Here is a 19,332-nt window from a genome sequence, read left to right on the forward strand (position 1 = left end):
AGCTAATAGCTAACAGCCCATCGAATTATTATGTAAGTTGGAATCCGAAAACGATTCAAACCCATGAGTGAAACCAAATTTAACATCGCCGTATTGATCGATGGGGACAATGCGCAGGCGAAATTGATGAAGGAGACTTTGGAGGAAGTTTCCAAATATGGAAAAGCGACTATCCGGCGCATTTACGGCGACTGGACCACGCACCAGATGAACAGCTGGAAAGAGATTGTCAACCAGCATTCGATCAGTCCGATCCAGAAATTTTCTTATACAACAGGCAAAAACTCAACCGACAGCTCGCTCATTATTGACGCAATGGATATTCTGCACAGCAAGAGTGTCGAAGGTTTTTGCATTGTTTCAAGCGACAGCGATTACACCGGACTTGCGAAGCGGATCCGGGAAGAAGGGCTTTTTGTAATGGGGATCGGGCGGAAAAATACGCCTATCGCATTCGTAAATTCCTGCGAGATCTTCACATTCAGCGAAAACCTCGTGGCCGAGCTGGAAACAAGTGCCGAAGAACCCGAGCCGTTGAAAGTAGATGTTACCCCGAAGGAAATCGTTAAAAAAGAGTCTAAAAAACAGGATCCCAAGCGCAAGTACCCGAAGATCGATATGAATATCATTGACAGAGCATTTGAGATATCGGCCAATGAGGAAGAAGAAGCATTTATTTCCAAAATCGGTACCTCACTCCGGAAAATCGACCCTAGTTTTGACTCTCGTACGTATGGATTTAAAACGTTGACATCACTTTTCAAGAGTTTGGACAAATACAAAATCGTAAAAAATGAAGTAAATGGACTGAACCACCCACTCGTTAAGTTGAAATAGAAATCAAAATGTAATTGATAAACCCAATTGGCCATGATCCACATCACGCAATTTGTGTACGTCCGTGAGGGAAAGGAGGACGTTTTTCATGAATTCGAATCGCGCGTATTACCCCTGCTTGAACGCCACAATGGAAAACTACTGATGCGCATCAGGCCCACGGCTGACCAGTTTATCGCCGGCGAGCTCGATCCTCCTTACGAAATCCACCTTGTGAGCTTTGAAGACGAAGCAGGGTTACAGGCTTATGGAAATGACGAAGATCGGCTCAAATGGCTGAGTATGAAAGACGAATCAGTAACGAGCGTAATCATGGTAAAAGGGTAAATAATGCTGACGCTAAATTTCAGCAGCCAGTTAACGAAAGGAAATTACATGGAAAAAACAGTATCCCGAGGATTGCTGGCAATATATTTGGTCGCATTGATATGGCTGGTGCTATTCAAGTTGACGTTCAGTATCCCGTACCTACTTGATGGTGCAAACAGAACGCTCAACCTCATTCCATTTGGTGCTCCTGCCATTAAAAATGGCCGGATCAACTATGGAGAAATGATCATGAATTGTGTGATGTTCATTCCATTTGGCTTGCTTTTGAGCGCCAGTTTCAAAAAAGCCAGATTTTGGCCGAAGCTTGCTATTATACTTGCATTCAGCTTTGTAGTAGAACTGCTTCAATACCTTTTCGCCATCGGAGCAACTGACATCACCGACATAATTACAAATACATTGGGCGGCTTTATCGGACTTCAACTCTATGATTTGAGCAATAAGTATATTTCCAGCAGAAATTTAGACTGTACGATCATCGTCCTGGGCATACTCCTACTGCTCTTCTTCCTGTTTGTACGGTTTATGTTTATTATTCTGCGATAGGAAAAATTATCAATGCTTACTCAGGAGGAATGCAGAAACTTATACGCGTTTTGTTTCGTTTATTTCGTTTAGTATATTGATAGAAATTTACTCACGACATGGAAACTGTATTAGAAAGGCCAACAAAACGAGAACAGAAAATGGCAAGCGAATCGGTTGAAAACTTCACTTCTGCGATATCGAAGCGAAAGTCGGACACTGTTAACATCAGGATTCAGGAAAGCGAGGAATTGTTTACGATACCCAGGAGAGCGCTCGAATTTCTTTCACATATTCTGTCTATTATGGCAGAAGGAAAGGCGATTTCTCTGATACCGTCTGAATCTGAGCTTAGTACGCAACAAGCTGCCGACATGCTCCATGTATCCCGGCCGCATATCGTGAAGCTGCTCGAACAAGGGATTATTCCATTTAGAAAAGCGGGCAGTCACAGGAGGATTTTGCTGGAAGACCTCCTAAAACATGCATCACAGCAAAAAGAAACGGCTAGAAAAAGCCTCAAATTCCTTACTGAACAGGCGCAGGATTTAAATCTTGGCTACGAATGATCCATTCCGCGAGGTTTGTTGCAATCCTCGACGCCTGTGTGCTTTATCCGGCACCTATACGGGACTTGCTGCTATACCGATGTTTTGCCGCAATGCGGCTTTTGCTTGGGTGTGACTCCTTGCCTCGTCAAAATGTGCTTCACGAAAATGCCGCTAGGCATAAAATATCGGTAACAAGCGGTACCAAGTGGATAGCGAAAATGCCGCTAGGCATGTAACAACAGATGGAACGTTACATCCCTACGGGATTTCCACATCGTACTTGCCACCTCAGTCTACCGATGTTTTGCCGCGATGCGGCTTTTGCTTGGGTGTAGCACAATCTCTGAATTAGTAAAGCAAAAGCCAGGCAATCCGCGGAGGCGGCCTGGCTCTTGGTTAGAAGATGTAGCGATTAAATCCCTCTTACTTCTTCATCTCTTCAATGCGCTGAAAGAAAAACACCAGCTCTTTGAAAGACGCGAAGATGTGACTCGCGCGGGGATTGTAGCCGAGCTCTGGCTGAGCCATCATGTAGCCGCTGTAAATGTCCCAAAGGTCATTGACCCAGGTGGAAGCGTGGCTCTGGCTAAGCAACTCTGCGACTTCCCGGCCATAAGCCAGGTGCGTCGAATCCAGAGATTCGTCGGAATTTGGTTGTGTTTGCATAGTGTTACATTATTAGGATGGAAAACAGGGGTGCCCTGTTTTAGGTGTCCTAGCAGATGTAACACCGCTTGGGGAGCTTTCGCCGACCCCCACCATAACAGGGCATTTCTTGCAAGATTCTTCATATGTTACATTTGATTAGGAGCTTGAAGATTCGGAAGAAATTTGGAGAAATGCAAATGCTGGGGGGAGCTTTGTTGCCGAGGGGACAAAGATTTTGAGTGAATTGTGAAGTATTTACCGTTTAATAAGTAATTAATTGAATTGCTTCCGTTTGATAAAAAAATTGAGTTTTTTGGAGGACAAATAGCATCATATTGTAATAGGTATTCCGCGGCTTTCCCACTCCGAGAGAAATCATTTCAAAAGCTGCTCATCTACCGCGAAAGTAACATCTATATATTGACGTTGTAGATATTCAATCAAACCGATCGCCCTCATGATCAAATAGATAGCAACATGACGTCTATTTTCTCTGCAAATGAACCAAGCCTAGGCTACCTGTATCAGTTGAGATATGGATTATTACTAATAGTGTCCGAGCAAAATCAAGATGCAAAATTGCTAATAGAGCAAATTGATGATATTAGTATTGATACTCCCAACCTGCTTTCGATCTACCAAACCAAACTACACATCAAATCGGTTGCGCAGCTGACGGATTGGAGTGTTGATCTTTGGAAAACAATTAGGGTATGGAGTACTGGGATTAGTAACGGGCAACTAGATCCATCTAAATGTCTGTTTAATCTAATTACTACCGCGCAGGCCACAGCTGGGACTATACCTTTCAAGCTTAAACAAGGAACTAGTGATTCAAGAGATATTGATCAAATATTGAAATCTCTTTTGGAGGTTGCCTCTGCATCAACAAATGCCACAAACAAAGCCGCCTATGATGCGTTTAAAAATTTGAGTACGGAACAGCAAAAGAAATTGATTGCGAAAATTTCGGTGATTGACTCATCTATTGATCTAAATTCTGCGAAAGACAAAATAAAAAAATGCTTATGTTATTCAGTAGCACCAGAGAAAATTGAACCCCTTTATAATAGGTTGGAAGGATGGTTTATCGGTGAAATTATCTTACAGTTGCAAAACCAAAGACTCGATATTACCGGTAAGGAAGTTCAAGATAAAATTTTAGATATATCCGACAGTCTAAAAGCAGATAATCTTCCTGCTGACTTCGCCTTTTCTATCGCGTCAGACGAAAACCAACTTTTACCCTACCGCGGAAAAATATTTGTTAAGCAATTAGAGCTTATCGGAACAAATTCTAAACTGATAAATCATGCTATTAGTGATTATCACAGAGCTTTTAGTCAAAAATCCAAATGGCTCAGGGATGGATTGCTCAATGCTTTAGATGAAATTAGATATGACGAAAAATTGATCGATGACTGGGAAAGAAAATTCTCAATTTTAGAAGATATTACAAACGAGGATGATAACACAAAACAAACAGAAGGCAAAAAATTCTATGAAAGCCATTATGTGAATGTACAACCAAATATCCATATAAAAGACAGATTTAAAGAGCTGTATATGGTTACGGGATGCTGCCAAATCCTTTCTAATAAAAAGAAACTTGGTTGGCATCCTGACTTCAAAACGAAAATATAATATGTTACCAGATTGGAAAGACAGAGCAGAAATAACTGCTAATTTATTAAATCCGGCCTTCTGCAATGAGATTATACGAGAATGTGCCTCAGGATACAAGGAAGATTGTGGCAGTAACATGCCATTTACATTAGTGATTTTAATATTACCAGTAATTTTAAACAATACAATCAGAGCCAGGCTGCCAAAGAACAAATCCAATACCATTCATGGATGGTTAAATAGCAATGAAGATCTTAAAGTTGGACTGGCAAATAGCATTAAAAATTTTATCCCTTTTACTAAAGAAACATTAATGTTCGGAATAGCTTACGAATCTCTTTCGATTGACGAAAATGGCGGTATCGAAATAAAAAAAGAAAAAAAAAGTTCAGACCAGACGACGAGGAAATATTAAGTTGCCTCAAAAAGGCAGGTACAATGGGGAAAATATTTTCTAAGTCAGGTAGCCCCATAACCATTTATTCAATTTTTGGTATAAAACCATAAATAAAAGTGTTCTATGCAAATTAAATCAATAATACTCTACAATAAACAAGGCGCAAGGAGAATTGTTTCTTTTGAAATAGGCAAGGTAAATATCATCACTGGCGAATCAAAGACAGGCAAAACTGCTATAATCGATATAGTAAACTACTGTCTAGGTAGCGATGACTGTAGAGTATCGGAAGGGGTAATCCGCCAAACCGTAGATTGGTTCGGAATTCTTTTGAAATATGAGAACGAAGAGATATTCGTTGCCAGGCGAAATCCAAACAGTCTGGGGCAAGCATCTACTCAGTATATTTATTTCGCAAACGCAGATAGCATAAAAATTCCCGAATTAAGCGAACTCAAAAACAATTCAGATATTGCTACACTTAAAGATTTTTTTACAAAAAAACTATTTATATCAGAATTTACTAACACGCCAGCAGTAGCAACTAGGGATTCACTTGCAGTAAACTTTAAGCACAGTAGATTCTATTCCTATCAGCCACAAGATCTAATAGCACAGCGCAATTTCCTTTTTTTTAATCAATCGGAACCATTTATTCCACAAGCAATAAAAGATACTCTTCCCTATTTCTTGGGAGCAATACGAGAGGATACAATAAAAATCGAGCAAGAGATCGCGATTAAAAAACGTGAATTACTCAAATATGAAAGAGAATTAAGGGAATATGAAAGAATAAAAGTGGATGGTTCTCAAAAAGTGTTCGAATTGGTTAATGAGGCCAAGCAACTTGATTTGCTACCGGCTGAGATGCTTTCTGAGAATGAGACACAAGCACTTAATTCACTGAAAATAGTGCTAGATTGGGAACAAACCGAAAGTGAGATAGCACAAGGGGAAAACGAAAACTTGAAGAAGTTGATTGATGAAAAAACAGCATTTGAGAGAGAACTTGGCCGAAAGAAAGATGATTTAGCCGCAGTAACAAATTTCATTGACCAGACTTCCGAATATTCAATTGAGATAACTCAACAAAAGGCTCGTCTAGAATCGATTGGTCTTTTTGGAGAGACGGAAGCCGAGCTGCACAGTTGTCCACTATGCAGTCAGTCCATTGAAACAGAGATCCCTTCAATATCTGCAATAAATAGGTCACTTTCCGATCTTTCAGAAAATCTTACTCACACGATTGCCGAAAGGCCCAAGTTAGGTGAATACGTCCAACGATTAAACTTAGAAAAAGACAGTCTCAAAAAACAGATTGAAGATCGGCAGCGAGGAATAAGGGCTATTTATGCAGAACAAGCCGAAGCAGGCAAACAAAAAGATAGCAATATTAGAAAAGGGAAAGCACTCGGAAAAATTTCTTTGTTTTTAGAGAGTTTCCGAACTATTGAAGAAGACAAAACAATACAGGATAAAATCAAATTATTGGCCACAGAAATCTCTGAGCTTGAACTTATGGTTGGAGCGGAGGAAAAGGACGAAAGGCTTAATTCAATTCTAAATCAAATAAACAACCAAATGACCAACTGGTCCAAGAATTTGGATCTAGAACATCAAGATGCTCCTATTCGTTTTGATATAAGAAAATTGACAATATTTGCCGACACACCTACCAAATCAATCCCATTAAATCAAATGGGAAGTGGTGCAAATTGGGTTGCATACCACTTACTAATCCATTTCGCATTACATAAACATTTTGTAAAAGCTGAAAGGCCTGTCCCAAGGTTCTTAATCTTGGATCAGCCTTCACAAGCCTACTATCCACCGGATAGAGATAACGAACTTAGGGGGAATTTATCAACAAGTTCAGACGAGACAGCTGTAAAACAACTGTATGACTTCATTTTTAGTGTTACTAGAGAACTTGCACCACATTTTCAACTCATTATTACAGATCATGCAAGACTAAACTATGCTGAATTCTCCGAGTGTATTACGGAAGAGTGGAGAAATGGAACTAAGTTAATTCCCACGGATTGGTTTTTACAGTGATTTCAAAACTGTAATTTGTATACCTGGTACTTAGAAAATTCAGGTATACACATTATTGATTTTGCAAAAGCTGCTATTATCTAATCAATCACTCAATCAATCTTTCGCTGCTCAACGCCTTTATCGGATCCGCCTTCACCGACCGATACCCAACCGTAACAATCGCAATCAACAACGTTATCCCAATCGCCGCCACAAAAATCGTAGCATTCAAATCAATATGATACTTAAAATCAGCTAAGTTCTTATCCATCAACCACCAGCTAATCGGCGCGGCGATGACGAATGCAATTAGTAGCAGCTGGGCAAATTGCTTGCCGAAGAGCCCGATGATGCTTCCGATGCAGGCGCCCAGCGTCTTGCGTACTCCGATCTCCGTGGTTTTTGCGGTGGCCATGAAGGAAGGCAAAGCAGATATTCTGTAATTTTTCTGGCGCACGTACAATGTCAATCCTCTTAATCCATCCTAACATTGGATTCACCAGGAGCATGTAGATATGTGATCAAGAATTAGATTCAAACCAGCTTATTCAAAATTGATTAACTTAAAAGTCAAAACAACAGCGTGTATCATGTCACCTCAAACCACTTTCGCACCACAACTTATTATTCCTAATGGAGTCACGAACGTTGACTTTTACATTCAAGCGTTCGGAGCTATTGAACTGCGTAGAATTTCCAACAATGACGAGAGTATACACGTTTCCGAGTTATCAATTGACAGTGCTATTTTTCATTTACATGAGGAAACCGCTAACCCAAAAGCTTTCAGTCCAAAACGCCACAATGGGACTACAGTTACTATCGGGCTGTTTGTTCCGGATGTGGATGCGGTAATGAACAGGGCAAGTGCCGCAGGCGGAGAAGTCATTTCGCCAGCTCAGGATTATGATTACGGCTACCGCCAAGGCAAAATCAGGGATCCATTCGGGCACATATGGATGATTGAGGCAGTTATTTGATACACTCGTTCATACGCTCCTCAACGCTTTCGCCGGATGCATCAAGCAACTTTACCGACCAATAATGCAACATCGGAACCAACATCATTTGATCAGTTTCACTCAATACATTTTCCCAAGCCTCGCCAAAGCCTCCTCAACACTCCCCAAAAAGTTAATCCGCCCGGTCCTGTTACTTTCCGAAATAAAATCACGCATACTTTTTCCAGAATATTTTTTAAAATCACCCACAATAGCCAGGCGCATCCGATAATTTGAGAACTTTTGAAGTATCTCTCCTGCAATGCCCGTTTTCAGGTCAAAGAAGGCGGGTGTAATATTCTCTTCGTGGATGATCATGCTGTCAAATCCCTGATAATAAAGGCTTCCCAGTAAGTCCAGTCCGTCTTCGGCCGTTTCAATGATCAGCTTGTCGGATGTGACTTCGGCGATTTGAACTGCATTTACAGCATGTGAGGTAATGGTCATTTCAATGTTTCAAATTATTTATGGCCGGGCAGAAGAATTTCCGCCCGGCCATTTCAATGCTCCTAAAAACTATGCAGCAACAGTTGCTATTATTCCTGAATAAATGCCAGGATATCCTTATTAATGGTTTCAGCTTCCGTGGTCGGCATTCCGTGTGGGAAACCTGGATACGTGATCAGTTTGCCATTTTTCAATAGTTTAGCTGCCTTCACTGCGGTGATTTCATAAGGCACAATCTGGTCGTCTTCACCATGTAACACCAATACCGGGATATCAACGCTTTGCAGATCTTCGGTAAAGTCAGTTTCAGAAAACGCCTTGATGCATTCGTAATGGGCAAGAATGCTTCCCATCATGCCCTGGCGCCACCAGTTGTCACGAATTCCCTGCTTTTCAACTGCGCCTTCGCGATTGTAACCGTAAAAAGCTTCCGAGAAATCTTTAAAATACTGAGTCCGTTGCGTAGCGGTCATCTTGCGGATTTCATCAAAAACACCCATCGGCACACCGTCGGGATTGTTTTCTGTTTGTACCATAATCGGCGTTACGGCACTTACCAGCACCGCTTTTGCTACTTTGCCGTTTCCATGTTTGTTCACATAATGTATCACTTCACCACCACCCGTCGAGTGACCTACATGTATGGCATCTTTAAGGTCCAGGTGCGCTACAAGCTCGGCTACATCTGCGGCGTAAGTATCCATTTCGTGACCTTGATAGGTTTGAGAAGAACGTCCGTGTCCACGGCGGTCGTGGGCAATGACGCGGAAACCTTTTTCCAGGAAAAACATCATCTGGCTATCCCAGTCGTCGCCGGAAAGTGGCCAGCCGTGGTGAAAAACAATAGGTTGTCCGGTGCCCCAGTCTTTGTAAAACATGGTGGCCCCATCTCTTAGCTGTAAAGTGCTCATGATTTTGTTTTTGAGAGTGAAAATTACTGCGACAATAACGCAACATTCAAATCACTTTTCAAGCAGCGAGCGTGAATCTTATGTTATGTATTAAGGCTTAGCGGGCGGTTTACGAGATAAAACACCCTAATAAAAACTCACTTGCCGGAGAATAATCGCATTGCGATACTTTGTGCAGGGCTCTTGATTTTTCATATTCAACTAATAAGTTCTGAGTATGAAAAAATACATGATTGCAGCTGCTTTCACATTGTCTTTTAGTGTTTCCAAACTCAATGCACAAGTTTCAGGGAATGCGAATGAAGCAATGGGAAATGCGCAATATAATGCGGCAAGAGCAAACCCAACTTCGGCATCGCGGTTTTGGGCGGATAATTCAAATGACAGTATCATCACAGTTTCCGTAAAAGGACTATTGAACTTAATACCAGACACTTACGTGGCTACTTTCAACATTTTACAAACTGCCGAAACGGCGGAAACGACAGAGCTGCTAATGCAGGACCGGATTGATAAATTTAAGTCGAAGCTGACTAGCTCAGGCGCCAATGTTAAAGACATGCACGTCGATATGATCTCATTTGTTCCGAAATATGACGTCCAAACTGAGAACAGACTTTTCAGCAAATCGTATAATGAGATTCCGACAGGTTTTGAAATGCAGAAGAACGTGAACATACGCTACCACACTGCGGAACAGCTGGATGATTTCGTGAAGCTAGCGGCGCAGGCCGAGATTTATGATCTGGTGAAAGTGGATTGCTTCCATTCAAAAATGGAAACGTTCAAGGATAGTCTGCGCGCCAAATGCCTTCTTGAACTGAAAAGTAAGCTTAAATCGTATGAAACGCTGAACATCAACCTGGATACGCTGCGAAAGACGGTCGAGGAAGAATCTCATACCATTTCACCTTCGTCACGCTATTATAGTTACCAGGCCTTTTCGAGGAGCTCGACCAAACCATTTAAGAAAAACGGTTCGCAGGCCAATGTGAATGAAACTGAAAAGACCACATCACGCTACTATATGCCGCTGGGTTTTGAGAGTTTTGACGTAACGATCAATCCGGTAATCCTTGAACCTGTGTTACAACTTACTTTTCAGGTTGTGGTTAAATATCATTTGAAGCCTTTGAACAAGTATTATCTGATTTCGCCTGCCGGAGAAGCTAAGCGGTTGATTTTGAAGTAAAGTACTTCGTATAACATGAAGGCTCCGGAAGAGCAGCTAAATGGCTTAGAATTTACCATGCTAGTCAAAAGTGAGGTTGTGCGTTACAGGTGAGAAAATAAAGAAAAAAGTGAGGTAAGGGAAAAATCAACTGCGTTTTAGCTAATTTGAACGCGATTCTTCATCCGCCGATCTGGCGCAACTAAACCTTGAAAACATGATCAAACCACTTTATCCCTGCCTTTGGTTCGATGGGAATGCCAAAGATGCCGCAGACTACTATTGCTCGATTTTCAAAAGCTCCAAAATCACATCTGAAAACCCGATGGTGGTAACTTTTGAGCTCAATGGTTTCAAATTCATGGGACTGAATGGCGGGCCGCACTACAAATTTTCACCTGCAACTTCCTTTGTCGTGGAATGCGATACGCAGGAAGAAATCGATTACTACTGGGAAAGGCTCGGCGAGGGCGGCTCGTTTAATCAATGCGGCTGGCTGGATGATAAGTTTGGAATGTCATGGCAAATCGTGCCTTCTGTGTTGCAAAAGCTGATGTCAGATCCCGAAAAGGCTCCCCGCGTAATGGAAGCTTTTATGCAAATGTCAAAGTTTGACATTGCGGCATTAGAGAGTGCCTGATCCAGCATTTCTAATGCCGGTGATTATTTAAGTATCGTTTTTATTCTTGATTATATGTTTAAACTCATTCTTACCACAGTTTTTTCATTCTCTTTTCTGATTTCAAATGCACAGCTTGTAGCTGATTCTCTTGCTATCGAAGGCAAGTACCGCGTTTTTGTTCATGATAAATCCGTTAAAATCAAGCCCGGTGCCAGCCTGGTGTTCGTCATGCACGGGTCCGGTGGTGAACCAATGGGATTGGTACCTCGGGCTGCCAGGCTGCAAGCACGGGCGGAAGCTGAAAATGTGGTGCTGGTATATCCGGCAGGCTACAAAAGGTACTGGAATGAATGCCGCAAAGCTTCCACAGCTGTCGCGAATACCGAGAATGTAAATGAAGAAGCGTTCTTCTCAGGTATGATCGATTATTTTTCCAAACTGTACAAGATCAACAAGGCACATGTTTTTGCCACGGGTTTCTCCGGCGGCGGACATATGTCGTACAAGCTGGCAATGACCATGCCCGACAAGATCAAAGCGATTTCGGCAATTGTCGCCAATTTGCCGACACCAGAAAACATGGACTGCTCCCCTGTGAACAGGCCCATTCCCGTGATGATCACCAATGGGACTGCCGATGAAACAAACCCCTACAACGGAGGGGAAGTAAAAACTTCTGGTGTAACGCTCGGCCATGTACGTGCTACAGAAGAATCTTTCCAATACTGGGCCAAGCTCGACGGATACTCCGGTTCACCAACAAAATCAATGTTCCCAGACGCAGATCCCGGTAACAACACTACCATCGAAAAATATACTTATTTACAAAAAGGCAAGCCGGAAGTCACGCTTTTGAAAGTGATCAATGGAAAGCACGAGTTCGTGACTGATTTCGATATGTTCGAAGAATCGTGGGAGTTTTTCAAGCGGCAGATGAAGAAGTAATGGCCGGTACCGGAGGTAAGGTGGTTGTATTTGTGGAACTATTTTTCGTCAGATAATTCTAAAAAATATAAACTTTGTACTTTTAGGTTACAAATACAACCTCCATTTATCACCTGGTACATTCAACTACGGCTTCATGAAAAAACTGCTGCTACCCATTCTTTTTTTGGCATTCACCTGCCAAGTTTTTGGTCAATCCGGGAAGAATATACCAATCACTACTTCGGAGGCAGGTAAGGATTATCGCACTAATACTCCACTGATTGCCAAGAAATACCAGTTTGCATTACCCGTTTTTCGCTTCTACCCTTCTCCCGAGCAACACGCGATGACAGTTTTACTGCGCAAGAAGACTGCAACCACCGATCTCTGGAAAATATCAGGAAGGCTGACCCGGATCGATATGGACAACGGGCTGGCTAAATGGGACAAAAAGTATAATTATGGCGCGACTTCGGTACAGCAGGTTGACAACGTGATTATGGACCAAAGAGGGGCTAAACTATCCAGATTGAACCCGGAAGACGGAAAGCCGATCTGGAAACGACAAAGTACAGCCTACCGCGTATACCCTGAGCTCAACCTGGCATTGTGCTACGATTACGGCACTACTGGTTCTAATACACTTCATGGCGTTAATCTTAAAACAGGGCAGTCCATGTGGCGGCGGGAAGTGCCCGGTGAATTTGGCTGGCAGAAAACTGAAATGCTCGACGATACTACTTTGATGGTCATCTCCGAGGGGCTGCATACCGTAGGATTAACAGATGGAAAAGGTTGGGCAATTAACAGGGTTGCTCATGCCAAAAAGACAGATATGGCGAAAGTCGGACTGACTGTTCTCGGCGGGGTGGCTGCTGCGTCGGCAGGATATATGTTGATACCCACCAGCGGCTTTTCCGATTACCTGCTGAACATTTCATCCAACGTACTGCATTCGGGCGACGTATTTTATTTTGCCGCAAAAGAGAAAATCAGTTGCCACACCTGGGATGGGGAAAAGGTCTGGGAGACAGATCTGAACCGCAAAAAAACAAGTAAATCTCACCTGTTCCGCGAGGGGAATGTCATTTACATGCTCAACATGGGACGCGCGTCCAAATACGGAAGACTGACTGCATTGGGCAATCCGTACGTAGCCGCATTTGATGCCGAAACCGGTAAAGAGCTGTTTTTGAAAGAATGGGAGGAGCGTAAAAATTTCGTAGCCGATTACATGGTACAGGGCAATGAGCTGTACCTGCTGTACCGCGACAAAGTGGATATCCAGCGCTTTTCGCCGGAAGGTTTAATGCAGAAATACGTGGTACGCATCGACGAAAAGGCAAACATGCACTCATTTGTTTCCGATCAGGTTTTCATTAAGCACGATAGTACTTTTACACAGGCTAGCCTGGATCAGGAGCACTTTTACCTTTTCTCCGAAACGGGCGAGCTTTTCAGGTTTAATAATGATTTTGAGACATTTGAAAAAGTAAATGCAAAATCCATTTACGAAAAGTACATGGAAACCAACGGCTACATATTCCTGGGAGATAAAACGGGAACTTTCATCCTGGATCGGGGAACACTGCGCGAAGTAGCGCAATGCAATGCGCCGGTAAACTCGCAGCTTTATGAGAACAAGCTGTATTATAAAAACAACAAAAGCATCTACGAGCTGGATATCAGCACATTTCTATCTAAAAAGCTAGCGGGAAGCAATTAAGCCTTGTAGTTGATGTTACAAATTGGTATCATTGGAATCATTATTATGGTATTAAAAATACCAACACTCAATATTCCTATGAAATCATCAGCAAGCAAATCTGCTATTCTTGAACAATTACAGAACGAAATCTTGACATTGCAGGGATACCGCGCCCCGGCGATCGACAAACGCATTGATTTTGGATTAGGGCCCATAGAAACGGCTTTTCCGAACCAGATCTTCCCGACTGGCGCTGTGCACGAATTTATTACCGACGCGCCTGAGAATGCAGCAGCGACGACAGGCTTTGTAGCGGCGTTACTCGGACCATTAATGAAGATCAACGACTTCTGTTTGTGGATCAGTTTGAACCGGACTGTCTTCCCTCCCGGTCTGGCATTTTTTGGAGTACAGCCTGAGCGGATCATTTTTATAGATTTAAAAAAGCAATCTGACCTGCTCTGGGCCATTGAGGAATCCTTGAAATGCCCGGCACTGGCAGCAGTGGTAGGTGAAATTCCCGAAGTTACCCTTACGGAATCGCGACGTTTACAGCTGGCGGTAGAACAAAGCCGCGTTACAGGTTTTCTGCTGCGTCACAATCCGCGGAGTGCAAATACGCTGGCGAGCGTTTCGCGCTGGAAGATCACTCCGCTGCCGAGCCAGCTGGAACCGGGAATGCCGGGAGTAGGGTATCCCCGCTGGAATGTGCAGCTACAAAAAGTCAGGAATGGCGAGCCGGGGGAATGGGAAGTTGAATGGAGAGCCGGCTCATTTCAGCACATTCAAAAACGCAGCTCAGCCGCAGAAAACAAGGATTTACTTCAAACCGGATAAGCAGGAGCTGCAAAATTTACCAAAGCAAAACATATACTTCACTGCCACGATATTGCCTGATGTACATGCACCTGGCAATATCGTGGAATATTGGTAATGGAAAATCCCTAGGCCTGCTTTTCGAGCAGTTCGTCCAGATTGCCCAGTCCCATTTCAAATCCTTCTTTGAAGCCCATTTCCAATGTGGTTTCCAGATGCGCCAATTCTTCGAACGTGATTTGCATGGAAACAACTGTCTGCCCACCCTGTTCATTGAATTGGTTGTTCCAATGCGATCCGGGCAACTCATCATTCAGATTCCCGTTTTCATCACAAAATGCATCTTTGGCTGAAAACGAAGTCAAAGGGTTGATCGTCTCATAATCGACACGCGCCCAATGCTCCTCCCCTTCCGGGCCAACCATCGCGTAAAGCCAGTTCCCGCCTTCCCGAAAATCCATTGCCTTGGTTCTTGCTTTCCATGGTTTTGGCGCCCACCATTGGTCAAGAAGCGCAGGCTCCGTCCAGGCAGCCCATACTTTCACAATTGGTGCTGCAAAGGCACGCTCCACATTGATCTTCTTGTTTGCTTTGTCCACTTCGAAATTCATCAACAAGTTACTGTTCATAATCCTCTGTTTTTAAGTTAATTAATACTTGATCAAGTTGATTAAACCGGTCTTCCCATAGCTTTTTGAACTGCGCCAGCCACTGGTCGACCTCCTTCATTTGCATTGCATTGAAATGATAATAGATTTCCCTTCCCGACACCTGCTGGGTCACAAGCTCGCATTCAGTAAGTACCTTAATGTGTTTTGAAACTGCCTGCCGGGATGTTTGAAAATGCTCCGCCAGCGCATTCGGCGTCATAGCCTGCAATGCGATCATACTCAATATTGCGCGCCGCGTCGGGTCGGCAATCGCTTGAAAAACGTCTCTTCTTAACTCCTTTGGCATGACGTGCAACTTTATAGTTGCGAATATACACGCAACTTTCCGGTTGCGCAAATTTTTAAATTAAAATCTTGCTTCCATTTGACTCAATAAAGAACAAAACTTATATTTAAGTAAATTATATATAGATATGAACATACTCATCAAACTTCCGGCACTTTTTATGTTATTTCTGCTCCCGTTTGTAACCTCCCGTTGCCAGAAACACCCGGGCCTGCGGAATGAAATGGTGATAGATACAAACGCTGTTATCATTAACAAAACGCCTTCCAGCTACCCGATTGACAACATGCCCAATGCGCTTGACCCAAGCGCAACGATGATCCCACACAATGAAGAACTGATCTGCACGGATACCGATCCCGAATTTCCGGGAGGCAACAAAGCTATGTACCAGTTCTTTAAAAAGTACCTCAAGAAGCCAGAAGCCGCTTCGAGAGCGCGTGTGATTGGCAAAGTTTATGTTTCATTTATGATTGCCCGAGATGGTGAAATCGGCGACGCTACTATATTGAAAGGAATTGGATTTGGCTGTGACGAGGAAGCGCTCAGGGTAGTTTTGTTAATGCCAAAATGGAAGCCCGCTCAGAAAGACGGAGAACCGATCAGTTCGAGGTACTCCTTGCCGGTAATATTTGAGTAAGTGTCAGCCCTGAAATGCAAAATCGCGCAGAACCCGGAGGCGCTGCACGATCTCATTCTGATTAAGGAGAGCTCACGCGGTTTTAAGAGCGTTTACGTAATGTAAATATAAGCTACCCTCCCTTCTCCTGATCAGGAAGTTAACCAGCGTCGGTTTTTTTCGTATTAAATCGGTGTTTCAGCTAACGAAGTAAATCTACCTGCTGCGCACTACATTTAGTTCAGCGATCAGCTCCGATCTTCTGCCTTCCGGAATGGGTATAATGTGGTTTCCCATCACGATCTGGGATGCGCTCATTCTTGTAATATGATCGAGATTGATCACATGCTTGCGCGATAGTTTGAAAAACGTCGGTTTGAGTTCCGGGAAGATCCGGCCGATGTTGGGAGAAATGTGAATGTGATTGTATGTCTTTCCGGGATAGAGCTTTACAAACTCCTCCGTGGTCAGATAGAGCCTCGCGTAAGGTCCGTCTGCTTCAATAAAAAGAATGTTATTCTGCTTTACCTGAATGTGTTCCTTGTCAGTAAAAAACACAATGTGTTCTGTCTGGTTTGTTTTGGCAGCCGGCAAATTACCCGCTTGAAAGTTGTGCAATGCAAGGTTGATCTGCACCACCAGCTCGTTGGAGCGTACCGGTTTTTCAAGAAAAGCCGCCGGGTAAGTTGATTGGCTTCGTTCGGCGATCTCTTCGTAAGCATCTTCACCGGTTATGTATATAATCGGTATCCATTTGATCCGTAATAATTCCTGTGCAGTTGCAATCCCATCTTCGGGCCCGTCCAGTTTCATATCAATCAAGGCAAGGTCCGCACTTTGCTTTTTCATGATAGAAACAGCCTCTGTCAGGTTTCTGGCCACTCCGCTGATTACAAAACCTTTTCCGCCTAAATCAACTTCCAGGTGTCTCGATAGCAATTGATTATCCTCTACGATAAGAATTTTTGCGGCTGCGCTCATATCAATGCAGGCATGTTAGCAAGGCTAACAATAAAAGGATTTAAGATTTTTTCATGTTTACGCACTCGGGCCTAATATAACCTGAAGTAAACCTAGTCTTTAATTCTCCTAATGTCAATTGCTTTAACAGAAATAGTTCGACAGTCCGTCGCATGGATTTGGACGCAATGCAAATCGGTATAGTTCAACAATGCGTTGACCGAAATCCGCCTGATCCACTGTTATCCTTTTGCCAAAACCTCTTTAACCGAAATCCAGCGGATCCCAGGATAGCGGCCATTATCAAGGGGCGCCAGCTTTGGCAACCCGGTAAACATGTTGTGCATATATTGCATTCCCTGCCAGGCCGGAAAAGTCTCTTTTTCCTGAGGAGCTATCGTCCGCGTAATTTTGATCATCGCACCGAGCAAGCCTAGGCCGCCTACCCGAAAAGTACCGAACGTTTTGCCATGCACCTCACTAGCAGCTCTGGCCAGATCCTTCACAGTAGCTACTTCCCCTGCAATGCGCAGGTACCTTGGCGTAGTGGGATCGAGCGCGGCGGCGGCTGTAAATTCAGCGGTATTTTCAATCGTGGTAAAATCCAGCGGCTGCTCGGCATCTCCCCAATAAAGTACCTTTTTTACTGCGGGCAAAACCAATGGCGCCTCGCCAGTGAGCAGATCCGTAAACATCCCGTTGAGCACCGAAGTTGCCTTAATGCCTGATTTATCAACCACCTCGCTAAACTCCCGTCTCAAATCCAGATTGCGGTTGGAGCCTGGTTGCAGTTTGGTGTAATCAATGGAATAATCGGATGGGATAAAGCGGGCAACTCCTGCCGAAACCGAGGCTTGCAGTAACCTGGTTTGTGCACCGACAATCACCTCGCGCAAACCTGACAACACAGATACCACGCAAGAAGCGCCGGTAATGGCGCGTGTTAGACCGGCTATGTCAGTAAAATCAACTTCAACCACCTCCGCGCCTGCCGCCCGGAGCACATTCACATGCGGGTTAGTGCTGCCTTTACGAACAATCGCTCTTACTTTCGCTCCTTTTTGCAGGAGATAGTGTGTGATCCTGCTGCCAAGCTGTCCCGTAGCGCCGGCTACGACAATGAAGCTCGCCGCGTTTGTTTCTTTTGTCAAATCCATTTCTTAGTTCGAAGTAGTAGGTATGTTGCTTTTGATACAATTATTATTCCCACCCAACTAATCACATTAAATTGCAATTGTTAAGTCGTCGCATGAACATTAAACCAATCGCATTTATACGCATGATCTACGTCGTAGGGAGCTCCAACACGGATATGGTGGTCAAGTCAGACAGATTGCCTGCAATGGGTGAAACCGTAATTGGCGGCGAGTTTTTAATGACGCCGGGCGGGAAAGGCGCTAACCAGGCAGTAGCAGCAGCGCGGCTGGGGGGGAATGTAACGTTTATCTGTAAAGTTGGTAATGACCTTTTTGGAACACAAGCTTTACAGCAATTCCGCCAGGAACAGATCCATACCGACTTTGTTTTTACCGACACTGTGGCTCCCTCGGGCGTTGCGCTGATCAATGTAGATCGGCACGGGCAGAATTGCATTGCAGTTGCGCCTGGCGCTAATAACCGGCTCACTCCGGCCGACACTGAGCTCGGTCTTGCAGCGATTTCAGCCGGAGATATCCTGCTGGTTCAACTTGAAATTCCATTACCCACAGTCGAATCTGCCATCCGCGCAGCACACGCAAAAGGAGCGAAGATCATATTAAACCCCGCTCCTGCGCAAAACCTGCCCGCAGCAATTTACCCAAACCTCTACCTGATTACCCCCAATGAAACAGAAGCCGCATTGCTGACCGGCGTTACCATTTCGAGCAATGACGCAACTGAGAAAGCCGCGGAAATGCTGATTGAAAAAGGCTGTAAAAACGTGATCATAACGCTGGGTAGCAAAGGTGCTTACCTGCGGACAGCAGAGAGCAGTGCATTTGTAACCTCGAAAAAAGTAACGGCAATGGACACCACGGCGGCAGGGGATTGTTTCAATGGTGCACTCGCAGTTGCCCTTTCAGAAAACAAGCCGCTCGGCGATGCGGTTACATTTGCCGGCAGCGCAGCGGCAATCAGCGTCACGAGAATGGGGGCACAGAGCTCCATGCCTTACCGGAACGAATTGAGTTAGCCCTAAACTAAAACAGGCTGCCTTTTCAGACAGCCTGTTTTCTTCACATCCCAATCCTCACTTTTA

The 19,332-nt window shown here is 43.8% G+C and carries 24 protein-coding genes; 16 read left to right on the top strand and 8 right to left on the bottom strand.

All coding sequences use genetic code 11. The features are described from left to right. The first annotated feature begins 63 nt into the window (after positions 1–63). The 4 genes from Q369_RS0104055 to Q369_RS0104070 all read left to right on the top strand — a co-directional run bounded on the left by Q369_RS0104055 (position 64) and on the right by Q369_RS0104070 (position 2,261). A complete protein-coding gene (locus tag Q369_RS0104055; protein ID WP_031526526.1) occupies positions 64–837 on the top strand; it encodes an NYN domain-containing protein in 774 nt (257 codons plus the stop codon). A gap of 33 nt (positions 838–870) precedes the next feature. Further along, positions 871–1,164, top strand: coding sequence for a hypothetical protein (locus tag Q369_RS0104060; RefSeq protein WP_031526527.1), 294 nt, complete (start codon positions 871–873; stop codon positions 1,162–1,164). Between the two features lie 48 nt (positions 1,165–1,212). Next, a complete protein-coding gene (locus Q369_RS0104065; protein WP_031526528.1) occupies positions 1,213–1,713 on the top strand; it encodes a VanZ family protein in 501 nt (166 codons plus the stop codon). 140 nt (positions 1,714–1,853) lie between these two features. Further along, the gene (locus tag Q369_RS0104070; RefSeq protein ID WP_051663930.1) at positions 1,854–2,261 is read left to right on the top strand and encodes a helix-turn-helix domain-containing protein; all 408 of its coding nucleotides are present in this window, start codon (positions 1,854–1,856) and stop codon (positions 2,259–2,261) included. A 405-nt stretch (positions 2,262–2,666) separates the two neighbouring features. On the opposite strand, the gene Q369_RS0104080 is transcribed toward Q369_RS0104070, so the two are convergent. Continuing rightward, on the bottom strand, positions 2,667–2,909 hold the full coding sequence (locus Q369_RS0104080) for a hypothetical protein (protein ID WP_031526531.1): 243 nt from the start codon (positions 2,907–2,909) through the stop codon (positions 2,667–2,669). A 459-nt stretch (positions 2,910–3,368) separates the two neighbouring features. On the opposite strand from Q369_RS0104080, the gene Q369_RS0104085 reads away from it, so the two are divergent. The 4 genes from Q369_RS0104085 to Q369_RS0104095 are packed head-to-tail and all read left to right on the top strand — an operon-like array spanning position 3,369 to position 6,972. Next, the gene (locus Q369_RS0104085) at positions 3,369–4,535 is read left to right on the top strand and encodes an ABC-three component system protein (RefSeq protein ID WP_157488030.1); all 1,167 of its coding nucleotides are present in this window, start codon (positions 3,369–3,371) and stop codon (positions 4,533–4,535) included. A gap of 1 nt (position 4,536) precedes the next feature. Next, on the top strand, positions 4,537–4,932 hold the full coding sequence (locus tag Q369_RS0104090; protein ID WP_157488032.1) for a three component ABC system middle component: 396 nt from the start codon (positions 4,537–4,539) through the stop codon (positions 4,930–4,932). Further along, positions 4,926–5,024, top strand: coding sequence for a three component ABC system middle component (locus Q369_RS29810; protein WP_374754344.1), 99 nt, complete (start codon positions 4,926–4,928; stop codon positions 5,022–5,024). The genes Q369_RS0104090 and Q369_RS29810 overlap by 7 nt, the downstream gene beginning before the upstream one ends. Positions 5,025–5,037: 13 nt before the next feature. Next, a complete protein-coding gene (locus tag Q369_RS0104095; RefSeq protein ID WP_031526534.1) occupies positions 5,038–6,972 on the top strand; it encodes a DUF3732 domain-containing protein in 1,935 nt (644 codons plus the stop codon). 88 nt (positions 6,973–7,060) lie between these two features. Here Q369_RS0104095 and Q369_RS0104100 read toward each other — a convergent pair whose 3' ends face one another. Beyond that, positions 7,061–7,369 (bottom strand): ABC transporter permease, encoded by a 309-nt coding sequence (locus tag Q369_RS0104100; RefSeq protein WP_031526535.1) that lies wholly within the window; start codon positions 7,367–7,369, stop codon positions 7,061–7,063. A 175-nt stretch (positions 7,370–7,544) separates the two neighbouring features. On the opposite strand from Q369_RS0104100, the gene Q369_RS0104105 reads away from it, so the two are divergent. Next, positions 7,545–7,934 (top strand): VOC family protein, encoded by a 390-nt coding sequence (locus Q369_RS0104105; protein WP_031526536.1) that lies wholly within the window; start codon positions 7,545–7,547, stop codon positions 7,932–7,934. Between the two features lie 102 nt (positions 7,935–8,036). On the opposite strand, the gene Q369_RS0104110 is transcribed toward Q369_RS0104105, so the two are convergent. Both Q369_RS0104110 and Q369_RS0104120 read right to left on the bottom strand, forming a co-directional pair. After that, the gene (locus Q369_RS0104110) at positions 8,037–8,402 is read right to left on the bottom strand and encodes a DUF4180 domain-containing protein (RefSeq protein WP_031526537.1); all 366 of its coding nucleotides are present in this window, start codon (positions 8,400–8,402) and stop codon (positions 8,037–8,039) included. Positions 8,403–8,491: 89 nt separating this feature from the next. Further along, positions 8,492–9,313, bottom strand: a complete 822-nt coding sequence (locus Q369_RS0104120; RefSeq protein WP_031526538.1) for an alpha/beta fold hydrolase — start codon at positions 9,311–9,313, stop codon at positions 8,492–8,494. 217 nt (positions 9,314–9,530) lie between these two features. Here Q369_RS0104120 and Q369_RS0104125 point away from each other — a divergent pair, with 217 nt between their 5' ends. The 5 genes from Q369_RS0104125 (at position 9,531) to Q369_RS0104145 (ending at position 14,578) form a co-directional block, all read left to right on the top strand. After that, on the top strand, positions 9,531–10,505 hold the full coding sequence (locus Q369_RS0104125; RefSeq protein ID WP_031526539.1) for an SIMPL domain-containing protein: 975 nt from the start codon (positions 9,531–9,533) through the stop codon (positions 10,503–10,505). A 196-nt stretch (positions 10,506–10,701) separates the two neighbouring features. Continuing rightward, positions 10,702–11,124 (top strand): VOC family protein, encoded by a 423-nt coding sequence (locus tag Q369_RS0104130; RefSeq protein WP_031526540.1) that lies wholly within the window; start codon positions 10,702–10,704, stop codon positions 11,122–11,124. Between the two features lie 54 nt (positions 11,125–11,178). Beyond that, entirely contained in the window at positions 11,179–12,051 is an 873-nt protein-coding gene (locus Q369_RS0104135) for a CE1 family esterase (RefSeq protein WP_031526541.1), read from the top strand. A 136-nt stretch (positions 12,052–12,187) separates the two neighbouring features. Then, positions 12,188–13,759: an outer membrane protein assembly factor BamB family protein gene (locus Q369_RS0104140; RefSeq protein ID WP_031526542.1), complete on the top strand. Its 1,572-nt coding sequence runs from the start codon at positions 12,188–12,190 to the stop codon at positions 13,757–13,759. Between the two features lie 78 nt (positions 13,760–13,837). Next, on the top strand, positions 13,838–14,578 hold the full coding sequence (locus Q369_RS0104145; RefSeq protein ID WP_031526543.1) for an ImuA family protein: 741 nt from the start codon (positions 13,838–13,840) through the stop codon (positions 14,576–14,578). A 107-nt stretch (positions 14,579–14,685) separates the two neighbouring features. Here Q369_RS0104145 and Q369_RS0104150 read toward each other — a convergent pair whose 3' ends face one another. Together Q369_RS0104150 and Q369_RS0104155 are read right to left on the bottom strand one after the other, a co-directional pair. Further along, positions 14,686–15,186, bottom strand: coding sequence for an SRPBCC family protein (locus Q369_RS0104150; RefSeq protein ID WP_031526544.1), 501 nt, complete (start codon positions 15,184–15,186; stop codon positions 14,686–14,688). After that, positions 15,176–15,514 (bottom strand): ArsR/SmtB family transcription factor, encoded by a 339-nt coding sequence (locus tag Q369_RS0104155; protein ID WP_031526545.1) that lies wholly within the window; start codon positions 15,512–15,514, stop codon positions 15,176–15,178. The genes Q369_RS0104150 and Q369_RS0104155 overlap by 11 nt, the downstream gene beginning before the upstream one ends. Before the next feature lie 127 nt (positions 15,515–15,641). Between Q369_RS0104155 and Q369_RS0104160 the strand changes: the two genes are divergently transcribed. Next, on the top strand, positions 15,642–16,154 hold the full coding sequence (locus Q369_RS0104160; protein ID WP_051663909.1) for an energy transducer TonB: 513 nt from the start codon (positions 15,642–15,644) through the stop codon (positions 16,152–16,154). A gap of 195 nt (positions 16,155–16,349) precedes the next feature. Here the strand turns inward: Q369_RS0104160 and Q369_RS28200 are convergent, their stop codons facing one another. Further along, a complete protein-coding gene (locus Q369_RS28200) occupies positions 16,350–17,114 on the bottom strand; it encodes a LytR/AlgR family response regulator transcription factor (RefSeq protein ID WP_051663910.1) in 765 nt (254 codons plus the stop codon). A 221-nt stretch (positions 17,115–17,335) separates the two neighbouring features. Then, positions 17,336–18,250 carry an NmrA family NAD(P)-binding protein gene (locus tag Q369_RS0104170; protein WP_035332974.1) on the bottom strand — a complete coding sequence of 305 codons (915 nt, stop codon included), beginning with the start codon at positions 18,248–18,250 and terminating at the stop codon, positions 17,336–17,338. 92 nt (positions 18,251–18,342) lie between these two features. Between Q369_RS0104170 and rbsK the strand changes: the two genes are divergently transcribed. Beyond that, positions 18,343–19,266 (top strand): ribokinase, encoded by a 924-nt coding sequence (gene rbsK / locus Q369_RS0104175; protein ID WP_031526549.1) that lies wholly within the window; start codon positions 18,343–18,345, stop codon positions 19,264–19,266. The last annotated feature ends 66 nt before the right edge of the window (positions 19,267–19,332 follow it).

Source organism: Dyadobacter crusticola DSM 16708 (assembly GCF_000701505.1).
In the GTDB taxonomy this organism is placed as follows: Bacteria; Bacteroidota; Bacteroidia; order Cytophagales; family Spirosomataceae; genus Dyadobacter; species Dyadobacter crusticola.

Coding starts and splice junctions, on each gene's coding strand:
- Q369_RS0104120 (WP_031526538.1), bottom strand. CDS start 9,313: ATGAGCACTTTACAGCTAAGAGATGGGGCCACCATGTTTTACAAAGAC.
- Q369_RS0104095 (WP_031526534.1), top strand. CDS start 5,038: ATGCAAATTAAATCAATAATACTCTACAATAAACAAGGCGCAAGGAGA.
- Q369_RS0104070 (WP_051663930.1), top strand. CDS start 1,854: ATGGCAAGCGAATCGGTTGAAAACTTCACTTCTGCGATATCGAAGCGA.
- Q369_RS0104155 (WP_031526545.1), bottom strand. CDS start 15,514: ATGCCAAAGGAGTTAAGAAGAGACGTTTTTCAAGCGATTGCCGACCCG.
- Q369_RS0104110 (WP_031526537.1), bottom strand. CDS start 8,402: ATGACCATTACCTCACATGCTGTAAATGCAGTTCAAATCGCCGAAGTC.
- Q369_RS0104150 (WP_031526544.1), bottom strand. CDS start 15,186: ATGAACAGTAACTTGTTGATGAATTTCGAAGTGGACAAAGCAAACAAG.
- Q369_RS0104130 (WP_031526540.1), top strand. CDS start 10,702: ATGATCAAACCACTTTATCCCTGCCTTTGGTTCGATGGGAATGCCAAA.
- Q369_RS0104060 (WP_031526527.1), top strand. CDS start 871: ATGATCCACATCACGCAATTTGTGTACGTCCGTGAGGGAAAGGAGGAC.
- Q369_RS0104160 (WP_051663909.1), top strand. CDS start 15,642: ATGAACATACTCATCAAACTTCCGGCACTTTTTATGTTATTTCTGCTC.
- Q369_RS0104080 (WP_031526531.1), bottom strand. CDS start 2,909: ATGCAAACACAACCAAATTCCGACGAATCTCTGGATTCGACGCACCTG.
- Q369_RS0104125 (WP_031526539.1), top strand. CDS start 9,531: ATGAAAAAATACATGATTGCAGCTGCTTTCACATTGTCTTTTAGTGTT.
- Q369_RS0104135 (WP_031526541.1), top strand. CDS start 11,179: ATGTTTAAACTCATTCTTACCACAGTTTTTTCATTCTCTTTTCTGATT.
- Q369_RS28200 (WP_051663910.1), bottom strand. CDS start 17,114: ATGAGCGCAGCCGCAAAAATTCTTATCGTAGAGGATAATCAATTGCTA.
- Q369_RS0104170 (WP_035332974.1), bottom strand. CDS start 18,250: ATGGATTTGACAAAAGAAACAAACGCGGCGAGCTTCATTGTCGTAGCC.
- Q369_RS0104055 (WP_031526526.1), top strand. CDS start 64: ATGAGTGAAACCAAATTTAACATCGCCGTATTGATCGATGGGGACAAT.
- Q369_RS0104085 (WP_157488030.1), top strand. CDS start 3,369: ATGACGTCTATTTTCTCTGCAAATGAACCAAGCCTAGGCTACCTGTAT.
- Q369_RS0104145 (WP_031526543.1), top strand. CDS start 13,838: ATGAAATCATCAGCAAGCAAATCTGCTATTCTTGAACAATTACAGAAC.
- Q369_RS0104100 (WP_031526535.1), bottom strand. CDS start 7,369: ATGGCCACCGCAAAAACCACGGAGATCGGAGTACGCAAGACGCTGGGC.
- Q369_RS0104140 (WP_031526542.1), top strand. CDS start 12,188: ATGAAAAAACTGCTGCTACCCATTCTTTTTTTGGCATTCACCTGCCAA.
- rbsK (WP_031526549.1), top strand. CDS start 18,343: ATGAACATTAAACCAATCGCATTTATACGCATGATCTACGTCGTAGGG.
- Q369_RS0104090 (WP_157488032.1), top strand. CDS start 4,537: ATGTTACCAGATTGGAAAGACAGAGCAGAAATAACTGCTAATTTATTA.
- Q369_RS0104065 (WP_031526528.1), top strand. CDS start 1,213: ATGGAAAAAACAGTATCCCGAGGATTGCTGGCAATATATTTGGTCGCA.
- Q369_RS0104105 (WP_031526536.1), top strand. CDS start 7,545: ATGTCACCTCAAACCACTTTCGCACCACAACTTATTATTCCTAATGGA.